Annotated in this window: 11 protein-coding genes; 10 read left to right on the top strand and 1 reads right to left on the bottom strand. The window is 52.4% G+C overall.

The features are described from left to right. The first annotated feature begins 126 nt into the window (after positions 1–126). Positions 127–1,374 (top strand): malic enzyme-like NAD(P)-binding protein, encoded by a 1,248-nt coding sequence (locus tag QUD59_RS06165; protein WP_286240251.1) that lies wholly within the window; start codon positions 127–129, stop codon positions 1,372–1,374. Between the two features lie 170 nt (positions 1,375–1,544). Here QUD59_RS06165 and QUD59_RS06160 read toward each other — a convergent pair whose 3' ends face one another. Further along, positions 1,545–3,845, bottom strand: a complete 2,301-nt coding sequence (locus QUD59_RS06160; protein ID WP_286240250.1) for a penicillin-binding protein 1A — start codon at positions 3,843–3,845, stop codon at positions 1,545–1,547. 217 nt (positions 3,846–4,062) lie between these two features. Between QUD59_RS06160 and pilM the strand changes: the two genes are divergently transcribed. From pilM to gltB, 9 genes are all read left to right on the top strand, one after another. Next, on the top strand, positions 4,063–5,118 hold the full coding sequence (pilM, locus tag QUD59_RS06155; RefSeq protein ID WP_286240249.1) for a type IV pilus assembly protein PilM: 1,056 nt from the start codon (positions 4,063–4,065) through the stop codon (positions 5,116–5,118). Between the two features lie 14 nt (positions 5,119–5,132). Continuing rightward, positions 5,133–5,684 carry a PilN domain-containing protein gene (locus QUD59_RS06150; protein WP_286240248.1) on the top strand — a complete coding sequence of 184 codons (552 nt, stop codon included), beginning with the start codon at positions 5,133–5,135 and terminating at the stop codon, positions 5,682–5,684. Then, positions 5,684–6,280, top strand: coding sequence for a type IV pilus inner membrane component PilO (locus tag QUD59_RS06145; protein ID WP_286240247.1), 597 nt, complete (start codon positions 5,684–5,686; stop codon positions 6,278–6,280). The genes QUD59_RS06150 and QUD59_RS06145 overlap by 1 nt, the downstream gene beginning before the upstream one ends. Positions 6,281–6,290: 10 nt before the next feature. Continuing rightward, positions 6,291–6,839 carry a pilus assembly protein PilP gene (locus tag QUD59_RS06140; RefSeq protein WP_286240246.1) on the top strand — a complete coding sequence of 183 codons (549 nt, stop codon included), beginning with the start codon at positions 6,291–6,293 and terminating at the stop codon, positions 6,837–6,839. 56 nt (positions 6,840–6,895) lie between these two features. Then, entirely contained in the window at positions 6,896–8,953 is a 2,058-nt protein-coding gene (locus QUD59_RS06135; RefSeq protein ID WP_286240245.1) for a type IV pilus secretin PilQ, read from the top strand. 44 nt (positions 8,954–8,997) lie between these two features. Continuing rightward, positions 8,998–9,498, top strand: coding sequence for a shikimate kinase AroK (aroK, locus tag QUD59_RS06130; RefSeq protein WP_286241002.1), 501 nt, complete (start codon positions 8,998–9,000; stop codon positions 9,496–9,498). Positions 9,499–9,510: 12 nt separating this feature from the next. After that, positions 9,511–10,605, top strand: coding sequence for a 3-dehydroquinate synthase (aroB, locus tag QUD59_RS06125; protein ID WP_286240244.1), 1,095 nt, complete (start codon positions 9,511–9,513; stop codon positions 10,603–10,605). Between the two features lie 31 nt (positions 10,606–10,636). After that, the gene (locus QUD59_RS06120) at positions 10,637–12,169 is read left to right on the top strand and encodes an SPOR domain-containing protein (protein WP_286240243.1); all 1,533 of its coding nucleotides are present in this window, start codon (positions 10,637–10,639) and stop codon (positions 12,167–12,169) included. Between the two features lie 203 nt (positions 12,170–12,372). Beyond that, positions 12,373–16,824 (top strand): glutamate synthase large subunit, encoded by a 4,452-nt coding sequence (gene gltB / locus QUD59_RS06115; protein ID WP_286240242.1) that lies wholly within the window; start codon positions 12,373–12,375, stop codon positions 16,822–16,824. Positions 16,825–16,867 lie beyond the last annotated feature (43 nt).

Here is a 16,867-nt window from a genome sequence, read left to right as displayed (position 1 = left end):
TTTTTTTAGTTCTTTAGCGTTATCGGTCAGAAAAAAAGCCTGTTGACGGGTTCTGATAGTTGTTCGGAATAACCCTTTTCTATATAGTTCTTTGTTCGACTTTTTAACTAGATTGGAACAGCAGCTATGTCTGATGATATGAAACAAGCCGCTCTTGATTACCACGAGTTTCCACGTCCAGGTAAAATCAGCGTGGAACTTTCTACAGCGGCTGAGTCTCAGCGCGACCTGTCTCTGGCTTACAGCCCGGGTGTAGCAGAGCCGGTTCGTGAAATTGCTAAGGACCCTGAGAACGCATACCGTTACACGGCCAAAGGTAACCTGGTTGCCGTGATCTCCAATGGTTCTGCAATTCTGGGTCTGGGTGATCTGGGGCCACTGGCATCCAAGCCTGTTATGGAAGGTAAAGCTCTGCTGTTCAAGCGCTTTGCCGGTCTGGATTCTATCGATATTGAAGTGGACGCTGAGAGCCCTCAGGCGTTCATCGATACCGTTGCCCGTATCGCGGATACTTTTGGTGGTATCAATCTGGAAGATATCAAAGCACCTGAGTGTTTTGAAATCGAACGCGTTCTGATCGAGCGTTGCAATATTCCTGTATTCCATGATGACCAGCACGGTACGGCTATCGTAACCGCTGCAGGTATGATCAATGCGCTGGAAATTGCCGGTAAGAAACTGGATGAAGCTTCTATCGTCTGTCTGGGTGCAGGTGCTGCTGCACATGCCTGCATGAAGCTGCTGGTGAACATGGGTGCCAAGGTCGAGAATATCTACATGATCGACCGTACCGGTGTTATTCATTCCGGTCGTGAAAACCTGACGCCTGAAAAAGCGGCGTTTGCGACTGAAACGGACAAGCGTACGCTGGATGATGCGATCGAAGGCGCTGACGTATTTGTAGGTCTGTCTGGTCCTAACCTGCTGTCTGCTGAGCAGTTGGCTAAAATGGCACCAAGCCCTGTTGTATTCGCTTGTGCAAATCCTGATCCTGAGATTCGTCCTGAGCTGGCTCATGCGACCCGTGACGATGTGATCATGGCGACAGGTCGTTCTGACTTCCCGAACCAGGTGAACAATGTTCTGGGCTTCCCGTTCATTTTCCGTGGTGCGCTGGATGTGCGTGCAACTGCGATCAACGAAGAGATGAAAGCTGCTGCAGTGCGTGCACTGGCTGAGCTGGCTAAAGAGCCGGTTACTCAGGAAGTGCTGGATGCTTACGGTCTGGACTCACTGGAGTTTGGGCGTGAGTACATTATTCCTAAAGCCACTGATTCCCGTCTGCTGGGTGCTGTATCTACTGCAGTTGCTCAGGCGGCGATCGATTCAGGCGTTGCGCGTCTGCCACTGCCGGATAACTATCCGCTGTCTTAAGTGCTGCTCTGAATTGTAAAGAAAAAACCGCCATCTGGCGGTTTTTTTGTGTCTGGGCTCTTGTCCGGTGTGAACGCTGGCGGCGTGATGTTAATGATGGGTGGGAGAGCCTGCGGAGTTGGCAGCGCCCGAGGGTCCGGGCGCGTTATGTTCGTGGATTGTCCTGCAGGCTAGAACAGCTCTTCTGTGGTGCTGCCGCTGCGAATGCTGGCCGGAGTAGAGTAGCCGGTAGGTACGTTCTCCTGACGGAAAAACTCGAATATGGCGTCGCTTTGGCCCGGGTAGGCCAGTTTGCCGGATTTTGGATCGATTTTGACACTGACGATCCCTTCGGGTGGTGCGGGTGCATTCTCCGGCTTGTCTTTCAGGGCTTCGCGCATATAGTCGATCCAGATCGGCAGTGCCGCAGTGCCGCCATATTCGCGACGGCCCAGCGTGGTTGGGTTATCAAAGCCTACCCAGGTTGTTACCACGTAGTCACGGTTGAAGCCTGAGAACCAGGCGTCTTTCTGATCGTTAGTCGTTCCGGTTTTACCTGCGAGGTCGTTGCGCTTCAGGACCAGAGCTTTACGTCCGGTGCCTTTACGAATGGTGTCCTGCATCAGGCTGTAGGTGAGAAACGCCACTTTCTCATCGTAAATGCGCGGTGCCTGAGTTGCGCCCTCAGTTGTTTCGGGTGTGCAGGTCTGGCAAACGACCCTTGGGGAGGCTTCAAAGAGGGTTTCTCCCATCGGGCTTTCTATTCTCTGAATGAAATAGGGCTCAATCCTGAATCCACCGTTGGCAAATGCCGCATAGCCGGATACTAACTGTAGCGGGGTAACATCCGCACTGCCCAGCGACAGGGTCAGGTTGTTGGGGAGTTTGCTGCGGTCAAATCCGGCCAGTTCGAGAAAGCTCTGTGCGGTATCAATGCCGATTGAGCGCAACAGGCGAATGGTGACCAGATTTCTGGATTTATAGAGCCCTTCGCGCAGGCGGGTCGGGCCGTAAAACTTGCGGCTCGAGTTTTGTGGCCGCCAGTTACCTTCAAGGCCTTTGTCATCAAAAACGATCGGCGCATCATTAATCAGCGTGGCAGGGGAATAGCCCTGATTCAGCGCAGCGGCATAGATGAACGGTTTAAAGTTGGAGCCCGGCTGGCGTACCGCCTGGGTGCTGCGATTAAATTTGTTGTGGGTGAAGTTGAATCCTCCCACCAGAGAAACGATAGCGCCATCGGTTGGGTTGAGGGCCACCAGTGAGCCCTGAACCTTAGGGATCTGGCTGAGGAATAGTTTACCCTCTTTTTCGCGCACCCGGATCAGGTCACCTGTTTTTAGAATATCGCTGGCTTTCTTCGGTGCTTTTCCGGTCCGGTTAACTGTTTTATAAGGTTTTGCCCAGGAAAGTCCTTCCCATTCCAGTGTGCTCTTTTCGCCGTTTTTCAGTAAAAGTTCGGCGCTTTTATCATTAAGATCCAGCACCAGAGCGGGATGTAATATGCCGTAACTGATGGTCTTGTTGAGGGTTTTCTCCGCTTCGGCAAGGCTGGTTTGCTGGAGATCAATATGGGCTTCAGGGCCTCGGTAGCCATGGCGTTCTGAGTAGGCGATCAATCCGTCAGAGACAGCGGTGTTAGCCGTGGTCTGTAGTCGGCTGTCGATGGTGGTGAAAACTTTGTAGCCATCGGTATAAAGATCTTCGCCATATTTTTCATAGAGTGACTGGCGAACCATTTCCGCTACATAAAAGGCACGCAGCTCAATGTCGCTGCTGTGGTATTTTGCTGTGACTTCTGCAGCAGATGCTTCTTCCAGTTGCTGATCATCAATAAAACTCAGCGAGTGCATGCGGCCCAGAATCCAGTTGCGGCGTTCAATCGCCCGCTCCGGGTTGGTGATCGGGTTAAAGGCGGAAGGTGCTTTGGGGAGTCCTGCAATCATCGCGTACTGCGCCAGGCTCAAGTCCTGGATATCCCGGCCGTAATATACATTGGCAGCCGCCTGAATGCCGTATGAACGATGGCCAAGGTAGATCTTGTTGATATATAGCTCAAAGATCTCCTCTTTGCTCAGCTCCTGTTCTATACGCAGAGCGAGGAGGATCTCCATGAACTTACGGCTGAATGTGCGTTCGCGGGTGAGGAAGAAGTTTTTTGCCACCTGCATGGTAATGGTGGAGCCGCCGCTCTGGATCTGACCGGTTGTCGCCAGTTGGAAAGCTGCCCGGAACAGGCCTTTAATGTCGATGCCGAAATGTTCAAAGAAGCGACTGTCTTCGGCGGCTGTCAGGGCCTGAATAAATGGCCTGGGAATTTGTTCGAAACTGATGGGAGTGCGGCGCTTTTCGCCAAACTCGGCAATCAGTTTCTGGTCCTGAGAGTAAATCCTCAGGGGCGTCTGGAAACGGACGTCCCGGAGCTGCTCAACATCAGGTAGCTTGGGTGAGAAGTGGTAATATGCACCGGCGAGGGCAAGTACACCCAGCAAAGAGCACCCGAGAAATAGTTTAAACAAAAGTTTGAAGAGCGAAAATGTAGCTGGCATGCTAGTCTGATATTAAGTTTAATTGATAAAGGTCTATTATATAGACACTATATGCCCATGCTATAGCTGAGATGAATTAAAATCTTGGCCGGGAATAAAGTTAGACCGGGTTTTAATACCCTCACAAAAATAACGCAGCATACAATTAGGGAATGAATGAGTGTTTGGCTTACTGGGGAAAAAGTCAGGTAGTCTGGTAGGGCTCGATATTGGTTCTTCATCCGTCAAGCTGGTGGCTTTGGCGAAAAGTGGACGCAAATATGAGCTGGATGCCTACGCTGTAGTCTCGTTACCGCCTTCTGCCGTGATTGATGGGAATATTCAGGATGTGGCTGAAGTGGCCGCAACGATTGAAAAGGCAGTGAAAGTTGCCGGCGGCAAGATGTCAACCGCGGTGGCAGCGGTTCCCGCCTCTGCGGTCATCACCAAACGCATTCCGATGAGCAACGTTTTCACTGAATTTGAACTGGAAGATCAGATTAAAGTGGAGGCCGATCAGTTTATACCCTACCCCCTCGATGAAGTGTCCATCGATTTTGAGATCATAGGTCCCGCAGATCACGGTGATAACCTGAATGATGTCCTGCTGGTTGCCTGCCGAAAGTCAGATGTGGAACCCCGGGAGGATGCGATTAGCGGTGGCGGGCTGGATTGCACGGTGATCGATGTCGACACCTATGCGGTTGAGCGAACCTTCCCGTTGCTGCATGAAGCTGCGCCGGATACCACTGTCGGCGTGGTTGATATAGGCGCTGCAACCCTCACGCTGAATGTATTTAAAAATGCAGAGCTGATCTACAGTCGAGAGCAGGCGTTTGGTGGTAACGACCTCACGAATACCATACATCAACAGTACGGAATGAGCGTGGAAGAGGTTGAACAGGCGCTGCGTCTGGATGACCTTTCCGATGAGATCAAAGAGATGGTCGTGTTGCCTTTCCGTAGCACCGTGGCGCAGCAGGTGTCCCGCTCTCTTCAATTTTACTATTCCTCCGGAGCCCACAATGAGCTTTCTGCGCTTTATCTGTCGGGGGGATGTGCAGCGATGGAAGGTCTGGCCGATCAGCTTTCTGAAGAGTTGGGTATTAATACCGATCTGGCTAATCCGTTTCAGCAGATGAGCGTCAATCCAAGAATAAACCGACCCAGGCTGGAGCGGGATGCCCCCTCTCTGGTTAAAGCCTGTGGTTTGGCTATGCGTGGTCTGGAAGGCTAAGGGAATTAACAGATATGGCGACGATTAACTTAAGGCCCTGGCGCGAAGAACTGGCGCAAAAACGGCAGAAGGATTTTCTTACTAACCTGTTAGTGTCGGCGATTATCGCAGCATTGATTGTGTTTGGTATCGGGTACTATTTCGACTTCATGAAACAGCGTCAGATGGACCGGAATAATTTCCTCCGGGCTGAAACCTCCAAGCTGGACAAGCAGATCGCGGAAATTCGTAAACTGAAAGAGCAGCGGGCCCGGTTGCTGGATCGATTGAACGCGATTCAGGAACTGCAGGGTACCCGGCCGTTAATTGTACGTAACTTTGATGAGCTGGTCAGGGTGTTACCGGATGCCGTTTATTATCGTTCGCTGACTCGCCGGGGAGATACGGTAGCGATTACCGGTCTGGCTGAGGAAAATCTGGACGTTTCTTCGTTGATGCGTAATCTCGATCAGTCGATCTGGTTTGGTGAACCCAATCTGAGTGGTGTAGGCAAAGCGGGCGCAGATGCAAACTCGTTTAATCTGACCGTGCCGGTAACTAAGCCCAAGGCGGAGGCAGCTAAGTAATGGATGCGTTAAAAAATGCCTTTAAAGGGTTTGATCCGAATAATCTGGATTTCAACACCGCTGGTAACTGGCCGGTCGGGGTTAAAGTAATCAGTTATCTGCTGCTGCTGGCTGCAATTGTAGCGGCGGGCTGGCATTTCTATATTACGGATAAACAGACGGCGCTGCAGGCGGAGATTCGCAAGGAGCCGGATCTGCGCTCGATTTATAAAGATAAGGCCTTCCAGGTTGCGAACCTGGAGGCGTTGCGTAAACAGATGCAGGATGTTGAAGGTAAATTTGCTGAGCTGCTGAAACAACTGCCTACTCAGAAAGAGGTGCCCGGGCTACTGGACGACATCACGAATCTGGGCACTGACAGTGGACTGGATATCGGCTCGATACGGTTACAGCCTGAGAAGAAAAGTGAGTTCTATGTAGAACTGCCTATCAATATTAATGTATCAGGTTCTTATCATCAGATGGGGCAGTTTGTCAGCGGTATCGCTGCTCTGCCGAGGATTGTAACCCTGCATGATTATGCAATTAAGCCTCAGGGTGAAACCGTTGCGATGACGATCAGTGCCAAAACATACCGCTATGATGATACTAAGTAGGTCGAAGCAGATGACCAGATATACAAAAATGCTACTGGTAGCCCTGTTGACATCGATATTGGGGGGCTGTGTTGACTGGGTTGAGTCCACCGATGATCTTCAGGTGTTTGTTAAAGAAGCACAGAATCGACCGCCCGGAAGAATAGAGCCTTTACCGGAGTTCAAGCCCTATCACAGCTTTGTCTACGAAGGGGCTTCGATGCGGGAGCCTTTCCTGCCGCTGGTGCCGGTGCAGGCGGATGCAGAAGAACCGGGTGGAGCGGTCAGTGAGATTGTACCTGATGAGTCCAGGGAGAAAGAGTACCTCGAGTCTTTCGCGCTGGATAAGCTGACGATGGTTGGCACTATTACACAACGGGAAGGTGAGCAGTTGTGGGCGTTGATTCAGGATGCGAATGCTGAGATTCATCGGGTTACTCTGGGTAACCATATGGGTCTGGATTTCGGTGAGATTGTTTCTCTGGATGAGAGGCAGATTGAGCTGGTGGAAATTGTTGCAAACGGGCGAGGAGGTTGGATGAAGCGGCCTCGTAGCCTTGCCTTGAGAGAGCAGGAATAAGGGATATTATTGTGAAAATTCGGGTCCCCATGATTACTGATTGGAGTGCAAATCTGATGAAACCTATGCGTCTTGTTATGGTTGCGCTGTTCAGTTTGTTTATGTCGGAGTGGGCGGCAGCTGAGATCCTATTGAAGAAAGCAAACTTTGTCGCTCTTCCGGGCGGTAAAATCGAACTCAGGTTTGACTTTGATTCTGCTCCTCCCTCTCCCCAGGCTTATATGATCAATCAGCCATCACGGCTGGTGATGGACCTCTGGGGGGTTGAAAACGACCTGGGAAGTCGTTCACTGGATGTGAAAACGGGGCAGGTGGATGCGGTCAGTTTTGCTCAGACCGATGGCCGCCTTCGTGTAGTTACCAGCCTGTTTGAGCCGGCGGGTTATAAAACCTTCACTGAGGGAAATAGTCTGTTTGTGGTTTTGCAGTCTAAGGGTGAGGTGATCAAGCCGCCATCGTCGATCGCCAACATGGTGACTGCATCTGCCGACAAAGGCACTCGGGTCTCTTCGGATCGCACCAAAGTAGAAGGGATGGACTTTGAGCGTGTTGAAGGTGGTATTGGCCGGGTTACCATTAGCCTGTCTGACGATAAGGCGGGAGTGGATATTCAGGAAGAGGGCAACAACGTTATTGTCAACCTGGTCGGGGCAGAGCTTTCGCGAGCCCTTGAGCAGCGGGTGGATGTGCAGGATTTTGTGACCCCGGTTATGTTTATCGACTCCATGGCTAATGGGGCTAATACCAGTGTGCTGATTAAACCGAGCGCCGAGCCCTATGAGTATCTGGCCTATCAGACGGATAATCAGTTAGTACTGGACTTTAAGCCTGTTTCTCAGGCGGAAAAAGCGGAACGCAATAAAGAGCTGTTTCCATTCAGCGGTGAGCCGATTGATCTGAACTTCCAGAATGTTGAAGTGCGTTCAGTCCTGCAGATTATTGCGGAAGTAGCAGAGCTGAATCTGGTAGTCAGTGATACAGTGGGCGGTAACATCACGCTACGCCTGAAAAACGTACCCTGGGATCAGGCGCTGGATATTATTCTGAAAACCCGCGGCCTTGATCAGCGCACGGTGGGTAACGTGTTACTCATAGCACCGGCGGCAGAGATCGCAGAGCGGGAACGTGCTGAGCTGGAAAGTTCGCAGCAGGTCAAAGAGTTGGCGCCACTGCGCACTGAATTTATTCAGGTGGACTATCGTAAAGCCTCAGAGATGATGGCTACGATTCAGAATGCCAAGCTGGTGTCCGAGCGTGGTTTTGTGATGGCGGATGATGAAACCAATGTGTTGATGGTGCGGGAGACCGATCAGGCAATCAGGGAGATTCGCTCAACTCTGGATCGTTTCGATGTTGAAGTAGAGCAGGTGCTGGTCGAGGCGCGTCTGGTTAATGCCACAACTAACGTCACCAAGGATCTGGGGGTGAAGTGGGGCTTTGGCTATAACGACGTGGACAACGGTCAGGGCTGGATCGTTAACAACGAAATCGGCAGTATCGATTTTGCTTCCCCGCCTACGAATGCCGGTTTGCAGGTGGATCTGGGTGCCACGGCTGCGAATGCAGGCAGTATTGCGATTGGTTTTAAACCCGGGGCAAGCAGTCTGCTGGCTCTGGAGCTCTCGGCTCTGGAAACCGATGGTAAGGCCGAAGTAGTCTCTCAGCCTAAGGTGATGACCACCAATGGTAAACAGGCCAAAATTGAATCCGGTTCGGAAATTCCTTATCAGACGGTTGAAGATGGTGAGGTCAGCATTGAATTTAAAGATGTCGTGCTGAGCCTGGATGTAACGCCGCGGATCAATCCGGGTGACCGAATTGCGATGGATCTGGTGATCAAGCAGGATTCTATCGGTCAGGTACTGCCTAACGGTGAAATCAGTATTGATAATAATGAGCTGATGACTTCGGTCGTTGTGCCTGACGGGCAAACGATTGTGCTGGGCGGGGTATTTAAAAATGAAAACAGTGAGACAACCAACAAGGTGCCACTGCTGGGTGACCTTCCGGTGGTTGGTCCGTTGTTCCGTAACAAAGAAAATCAGACCGAGAAAACCGAGCTGCTGATCTTTATTACACCAAAACTGGTACGTAATTCACTGTCAGGGCAGTAGTAGAAGGCTGGTTGTTTGAATTGAATATTTTTCTCATTGGGCCTATGGGAGCTGGTAAAAGCACCATAGGCCGTTTGTTATCTCAAGAACTAAAACTTGAATTTGTTGACTCAGACCGGGAGATAGAGGCGCGAGCAGGTGCGGATATCCCCTGGATATTTGATGTTGAGGGTGAAGAGGGTTTTCGGGATCGCGAAGAAAACGTGATCCGTGAGCTCTCAGCGCGGCGCTCCATTGTGCTCTCAACCGGTGGTGGTGCAGTCCTGCGCGGTAATAACCGTGCGCAGCTTCAGGCGAATGGCACGGTGGTTTACCTGCAAACCTCGGTTGAACAGCAACTGGACAGGACTGCCCGGGATAAAAACCGGCCTCTGCTGCAAACAGAAAACCCCCGCGCAGTATTGGAGAATCTGATGGAGCAGCGTCACCCGCTCTATCTTGAATCAGCAGATATTATTGTGAAAACCGATAAGCGACACCCGAAGACGGTTGCCAACGAAATTATCCGGCAACTGAAATCGACCTCCCCGCTGGATCAGGAATAAAACTTAACCTCTATGCGTAAACTGAACGTTGATCTGGGCGAGCGAAGCTACCCTATCTATATTGGCCAGGGGCTTCTGGATAAAGGGCTGATGGTGCCTTTTATTCGTGGTCGCCAGGTTCTGATTGTAACTAATGAAACCATAGCACCGCATTATCTGGGGCGTCTGGAGAAAAGCCTTCAGGGGCAGTTTCAGGTCGATAGTCTGGTTCTGCCTGATGGCGAACAGTATAAAAATCTCGATCAGATCAATGCCATCTTCGATGCGCTGCTGGAGAAAAAGCATAACCGCACGACAACGCTGATCGCTCTCGGTGGTGGGGTGGTCGGGGATATGACCGGATTTGCGGCGGCGTGCTACCAGCGCGGGGTGGACTTCATTCAGGTTCCTACCACGCTGCTGTCACAGGTAGATTCTTCGGTTGGCGGCAAGACTGGCGTGAATCATCCGAAAGGCAAAAATATGATCGGGGCCTTCCATCAGCCGCAATGCGTAGTCATCGATACAGATGTGCTCAACAGCCTGCCTGAGAAAGAGCTTTCAGCCGGCATGGCCGAGGTGATCAAATATGGCCTTATCTATGATGAGGCTTTCCTCTGTTATCTTGAGGACCATATCGATGGTCTGATGGGATTGCAGCCTGATCTGCTGGAACAGGCGATTTTCCGCTCTTGTGAAATCAAGGCGGAGGTAGTGGCTCAGGATGAGAAAGAGGCCGGGATTCGTGCCTGGCTGAATCTGGGGCATACCTTTGGCCATGCGATTGAAGCAGAACAGGGATATGGGAAATGGTTGCACGGCGAAGCGGTAGCCGCGGGTACGCTGATGGCAGCGGACCTCTCATGTCGTCTGGGTTGGATCTCTGCGGCTGATGTGACGCGGGTTAAAACGATCCTGCAGGCGGCCAACCTGCCGGTTTATCCACCTGAAGATATGAGCGCGGAACAGTTCAAAGCGCATATGCTGGTTGATAAAAAGGTTCTGGATGGAAGCATCCGTCTGGTGTTGCTACAGCAGATCGGTAAAGCGACGGTAACATCTGATTTCCCTGCGGCACTTCTGGATGAAACCCTTTCCGCAGGCAGAGCTTTAGGTGTATGTTGTTAATCCACAACAATGATTTCTCAGATGCCTGCTGATGAAACAGAAGCTCTATTTTGAACCTCCAAGCCGTTTGCAGTTGCTGGAAAAGCTCCAGCACCTGCTGCGTTTCTCTGATTTTCTGCTGCTGATCTCGGGAGATCGCGGGGCAGGAAAAACCACACTGTTGACCCAGTTGTTACCCGAGCCTGATGACAGCACGCTTTGCTGTTGTTTTATCAAACCCCGGGGGGAACTGGATCAGCAATCTTTGCTTCAGCTACTGATAGAGCAGTTGCCTTCGCATGAACAGGGTGGCGCCGGGTTCGCGGATCAGCTAAAGGTTTTTCACCTGCAGCTTAAGGCGATGCAGGCGGCAGGTCAGAAGTGCCTGATAATTGTGGACGATGCAGAAAACCTGAGTCGGGAAGCGTTGGCACTGCTCTTCAATCTGCATCAGGCGGATGCGCAACTGATCTTAATGTCCGAGCCGGCATTCAGCGATGTGCTCCTGGCAAGTGAACAGGTGCGTCAGCTCGAGGGGCGGGTACACCATGTCATTATGGAGCCGATGTCCGAAGAGGAAACCTCAGAATATCTGCAGCTCTGTCATCCTGCACTCTCCTCTCTGCCGGAAAAGAAAAAACGGGAACTGATCCGTCTGGCAGAAGGGATGCCGGGACGGATTGAGACGCTGCTGGCAGGAGGAAAGGTGTCTTCTGCTCAAGCCAGTAAAAAAGCCACAGCCTTTCCGTTACCGCCGTTGCATATGGCAGGCATCGGACTGGTACTGGTTGCTATTATCGCCGCGTCGCTTTGGCAATTCATGCCGGAAGAAACCGCTGAGCCTGCAGTTGTTTCCAGTGATGAGCGTGTGAGTCTGCCGCTGGCGGTACCGGCTGCCGATGGTAATGCTGCGACGGAGGTCGTGCTTAGCAAACCTGATGCACCTGAAACGGAAGTGGCGTCTGATGAGACCGCCGCCTCTGAGCAGATTAAACGCGATCTGGCTGAGCGTTTAGCTCAGCAGGAAGATAAGCTTAAACAGCAGCAGGTGGCTGCTGCACCGGCTCCGCAGCCGCAGCAAGAAGCGCCCTCTGAACGCTCTGAACCGGTTGCTAAAGAGGCCGATAAAGCCGATCTGGCGCAGGAGCTGCGTGAGGTTGTTGCGAAAAATACACCGCCCACTGTGGCCGAGCAGGGGCCGGGAGGTACTGCTCAGGTTGTTCAGCCTGATAGTAAAAAGCAGGCTCCGGTTGCTGCATCTGAACCCAAAGCGACTGGCGGTGGGTTATCGACGTCAGAAAGCTTGTTGCTGAGCTGGCCCGAATCAAGCTATACCCTGCAGATGCTGGGGGCGCGCTCAAAAGAGAGTGCATTGGAATTTATTAGTTCTCAGCCCGATTCCAGTCTTTTTTACTATTTTTCAACAATCTACAAAGGTCAGCCGTGGCACGTAGTGGTCTATGGCCAGTACCCGAATCGGGATGTGGCCAATGCCTCAATACGCAAGCTCCCGGCTGCGCTGCAAAAAGTCCGGCCCTGGGCCAGAAGCCTGAAAGGGGTCCAGGTGGATATTCGGAAAAAATAGCGTCAACGGTTTTTTTGCAGGCTTTATCACTGGGTGATTATCTCTTTGTAGGGTTTTCATCTGTTCTGACCTGCCTGAAATTTGTCCCGCGCGGCCTTCGCGTGTAGAATGGCTCTCCCTTTTTGCTGACTGGCGCATATTTTGCAGCAAACAGGAAATTTTAAGATTTTGATTTTTAAGTACTTTTAAAGTGGGAATGGCTTATGAGCAAAGGTCTTTACCGCCCCGGTGAGTTTAAAGATAACTGCGGCTTTGGCCTGATGGCGCACATGCAGGGCCAGGCGAGTCACGATCTGCTGGAAAAAGCGATCGAAGCGCTGGCGTGCATGACGCATCGTGGTGGCATCGCAGCAGATGGCAAGACGGGCGACGGCTGTGGTTTGTTGATGCAGAAGCCGGACAGTTTCCTGCGTACTGTTGCGCAGGAAGAGCTGGGTCTGGAACTGGGCGAACATTACGCTGTAGGTATGGTATTCCTGCCACGTGACCCTGCAAAAGCAGAACAGGCGCGAGCAGCCGTTAACCAGGCGATTGTTAATGAAGGTCTGGACGCCGCCGGCTGGCGCGTGGTACCAACCGATGATGCCTGCCTGGGACCGATCGCAAAAGATACCCTGCCGCTGATTGAGCAGGTGTTCATCAAATCTGCGGGTAAAACTGAGCGTGAACTGGCTGTGAGCCTGTTTGTTGCCCGGCGTAAGGCTGAGATCGCAATGGCTGCGGATGAAGATTTCTACATCTGTAGTTTCTCCGATAAGGTGATCTCCTATAAAGGTCTGACGATGCCGGTTGATCTGCCGGTGTTCTTTAAAGACCTTGCAGACCCGCGTCTGGAAACGGCTGTATGTACTTATCATCAGCGGTTCTCTACGAACACCGCGCCACGCTGGCCGCTGGCTCAGCCGTTCCGCTTCCTGGCGCATAACGGTGAGATCAACACGGTTGATGGTAACCGTAACTGGGCGAAAGCGCGCGCCAGTAAGTTTTCTACCGAGCTGCTGCCGAATATTGATGAGCTGCAGCCGATCGTCAACACCACCGGTTCTGACTCGTCCAGTATGGATAACATGCTGGAGTTCCTGCTGGTCGGTGGTATCGACATCTACCGTGCCGTGCGCATGATTGTGCCGCCTGCATGGCAGAACGTTGAAACCATGGACCCGGATCTGCGTGCGTTCTATGACTTCAACTCCATGCACATGGAACCGTGGGACGGCCCGGCCGGTATGGTAATGACCGATGGTCGTTTCGCGGTTTGTATGCTGGATCGAAACGGCCTGCGTCCATCCCGTTGGGTGATGACCAAGCAGGGATATATCTGTACCGCATCTGAGATCGGTGTGTTCAGTTACAATCCTGAAGATATTGTGGCTCAGGGCCGTGTTGGCCCGGGCCAGATTCTGGCGATCGACACGGCGACCGGTGAAGTACTGCATACCCGTGATGTGGATAACCGTCTGAAATCAGCGCAGCCTTATAAAAAATGGCTTAAAGAGAATGCGCTGCGTCTTGAGCAGACCATGAAACTGGATGAGGAGTCTCGTTCCTTCCCGCCAATGAGTGCGGATGAGGTTAAGACTCACATGAAGATGTTCCAGGTCACCTTCGAAGAGCGCGATCAGATTCTGCGTCCGCTGGGTGAAAGTGGTATGGAAGCGATCGGTTCCATGGGTGATGACAAGCCGATGGCGGTGCTGTCACATCGGGTCCGTTCGCTGTATGACTACTTCCGTCAGCAGTTTGCTCAGGTCACCAACCCGCCAATCGATCCGCTACGTGAAGCGATCGTTATGTCGCTGGAAACCTGTATCGGTGCCGAGCAGAACGTCTTTGAAGAGACACCTCAGCATGCACGTCGCGTTATTCTGACCACGCCGGTGCTGTCTGCGAGCAAATTTAACCGTCTGCGCGATAATAAAGAGCCGGGCTTCGAAGTGGCTCAGATCGATCTGAACTACAACCCGGAAAAGCTCTCCCTGAAACAGGCGATCGAAGGGATTGCTGATCAGGCTGAACAGAGCGTTCGCGATGGCAAAGTTATTCTGGTTCTGAGTGACGCCTACATCGGTCGTGACTGCCTGCCTGTGCATGCCGCACTGGCGACCGGTGCTGTACATCACCGTCTGGTAGATAAAGGTCTGCGCTGCGATGCCAACATCGTTGTGGAGAGTGGAACCGTTCGCGATCCGCATCACTTTGCAGTGCTGTTTGGCTTTGGTGCCACTGCGGTTTATCCGTACCTGGCGTACCGTGTGCTGAATGATTTGTGTGCTGCCGGTGAGATCCAGATCGAACCGCTGCAGTCCCACGAAAACTACCGTAAAGGTATTAACAAGGGCCTGATGAAGATCCTGTCGAAGATGGGTATCTCCACCATCGCCTCTTACCGTGGTGCGCAGCTCTTTGAAGCGATCGGTCTCAGCTCTGAGATTGTTGATCTCTGCTTCAAGGGCGTAACCAGCCGGATTGAAGGTGCGCGTTTTGAGGACTTCCAGTTCGAGCAGGGCCTGCTGGCTAAAGAAGCCTGGACTGCGCGTAAGGCGATTCAGGCCGGTGGTCTGTTGAAGTACAAACACGATGGTGAATACCACGCTTACAACCCGGATGTGGTACGGACTATCCATGAAGCGGTTGAAACCGGCAGTCAGGACGCTTATCAGCGTTATGCTGAACTGGTGAACAACCGCGGTTACGCAACCCTGCGAGATATGCTGGGTCTGCGTAAAGACGTTAAATCCATCTCCATCGATGAAGTGGAGCCGGTAGAGAACATCTTTACCCGCTTTGACTCGGCTGCAATGTCGCTGGGTGCGCTCTCTCCTGAAGCGCACGAAGCACTGGCAGTGGCGATGAACGAGCTGGGTGGACGCTCTAACTCCGGTGAAGGTGGTGAGGACGAAGCCCGCCACGGCACCATGAAGCGCTCCAAGATCAAACAGGTGGCTTCCGGCCGCTTCGGGGTAACCCCGGAGTATCTGGTGAATGCCGAAGTGATGCAGATCAAAGTAGCTCAGGGCGCCAAGCCGGGTGAAGGTGGTCAGTTGCCGGGTGGTAAGGTAAACAGCCTGATCGCACGTCTGCGTTACTCTGTGCCGGGCGTAACGCTGATCTCGCCACCACCGCACCATGATATCTACTCAATCGAGGATCTGGCGCAGCTGATCTTCGACCTGAAGCAGGTTAATCCTGAAGGTCTGGTATCGGTTAAGCTGGTATCTCGTCCGGGTGTTGGCACTATCGCCTGTGGTGTTGCCAAGGCCTATGCGGATCTGATTACCATCTCCGGTTATGACGGGGGTACAGCGGCATCACCACTGACCTCAATCCACTATGCCGGTTCCCCATGGGAGCTGGGTCTGGCGGATGCGCATCAGTCTCTGCGTGGTAACCAGCTACGTGGTTCTGTGCGTCTGCAGACAGACGGTGGTCTGAAAACCGGTCTGGATGTGGTTAAAGGCGCTATTCTGGGTGCTGAGAGCTTTGGCTTCGGTACTATGCCGATGGTGGCGCTGGGCTGTAAGTACCTGCGAATCTGTCATCTGAACAACTGTGCCACCGGTGTGGCCACTCAGAATGACAAGCTGCGTGAAGATCACTTCCGCGGTACCGTCGAGATGGTTAAAAACTTCTTCCGCTTTGTGGCAGAAGAGACCCGTCAGTTGATGGCTCAACTGGGTGTTCGCAGCATGGAAGAACTGGTAGGTCGGGTTGATCTGCTGGAAGTGCTCGAAGGTGAAACCCCACGCCAGAAAAATCTGGATCTGACGCCGATTCTTGGGTCTGCCGGTGATGAGTTCCCGAATACCTGTCAGGTAGAGCGAAATCATCCTTACGATCTGGCTGAGCTGAACAGCAAAATGCTGGAGCTGGCACAGCAGGCTATCACCGATAAAAACGGTGGTGAGTACGAGTTGGTGATTACCAACTGTGACCGTTCTGTGGGTGCCCGTACCTCCGGTGCTATCGCCAAAGCGCATGGCAATCAGGGTATGGCTGACAAGCCGATCACCTTTAACTTCAAAGGTCATGCGGGTCAGTCCTTCGGTGTCTGGAACGCCGGTGGTCAGAACCTGTACCTGGAAGGCGATGCGAACGACTACGTCGGTAAAGGCATGGCTGGCGGTAAGATCGTGATCCGTCCGTTTGCGGAAGTGACCTTCAAGTCCAACGAAACCGCCATTATGGGCAACACCTGTCTCTACGGTGCAACCGGCGGTAAGCTGTTTGCAGCGGGTCAGGCCGGTGAGCGTTTCGCTGTACGTAACTCCGGTGTGCATGCCGTGGTTGAAGGTGCAGGCGATCACTGCTGTGAATATATGACTGGTGGTCTGGTTACTGTGCTTGGCCCAACAGGTTACAACTTCGGTGCGGGTATGACCGGCGGTTTCGCTTACGTACTGGATACTGACAACAGCTTTGTGGATAAGTACAACCACGAGCTGGTGGAGATTCAGCGTATTCACACTGAGAGTATGGAAGCGTACAAAAATCATCTGCGTTCCGTGATCATTGAGTTCACTAAGGAAACCGGCAGTCAGTGGGGTCAGGAGATTGTTGATAATCTTGATGACTACATCGGACGCTTCTGGCTGGTTAAGCCAAAAGCGGCGAGTCTGAATGACCTGCTGACCAGCATCCGTACCCGCCCTGAATAAGCGGTACGACAACAAGCAGATGAAGAATAATCCGCAGTTGCCT

It is taken from the genome of Neptuniibacter halophilus, from assembly GCF_030295765.1.
In the GTDB taxonomy this organism is placed as follows: Bacteria; Pseudomonadota; Gammaproteobacteria; order Pseudomonadales; family Balneatricaceae; genus Neptuniibacter; species Neptuniibacter halophilus.
The sequence above is the reverse complement of the archived record's forward strand: the minus strand, read 5'-3'. Positions and strand labels throughout refer to the sequence as shown.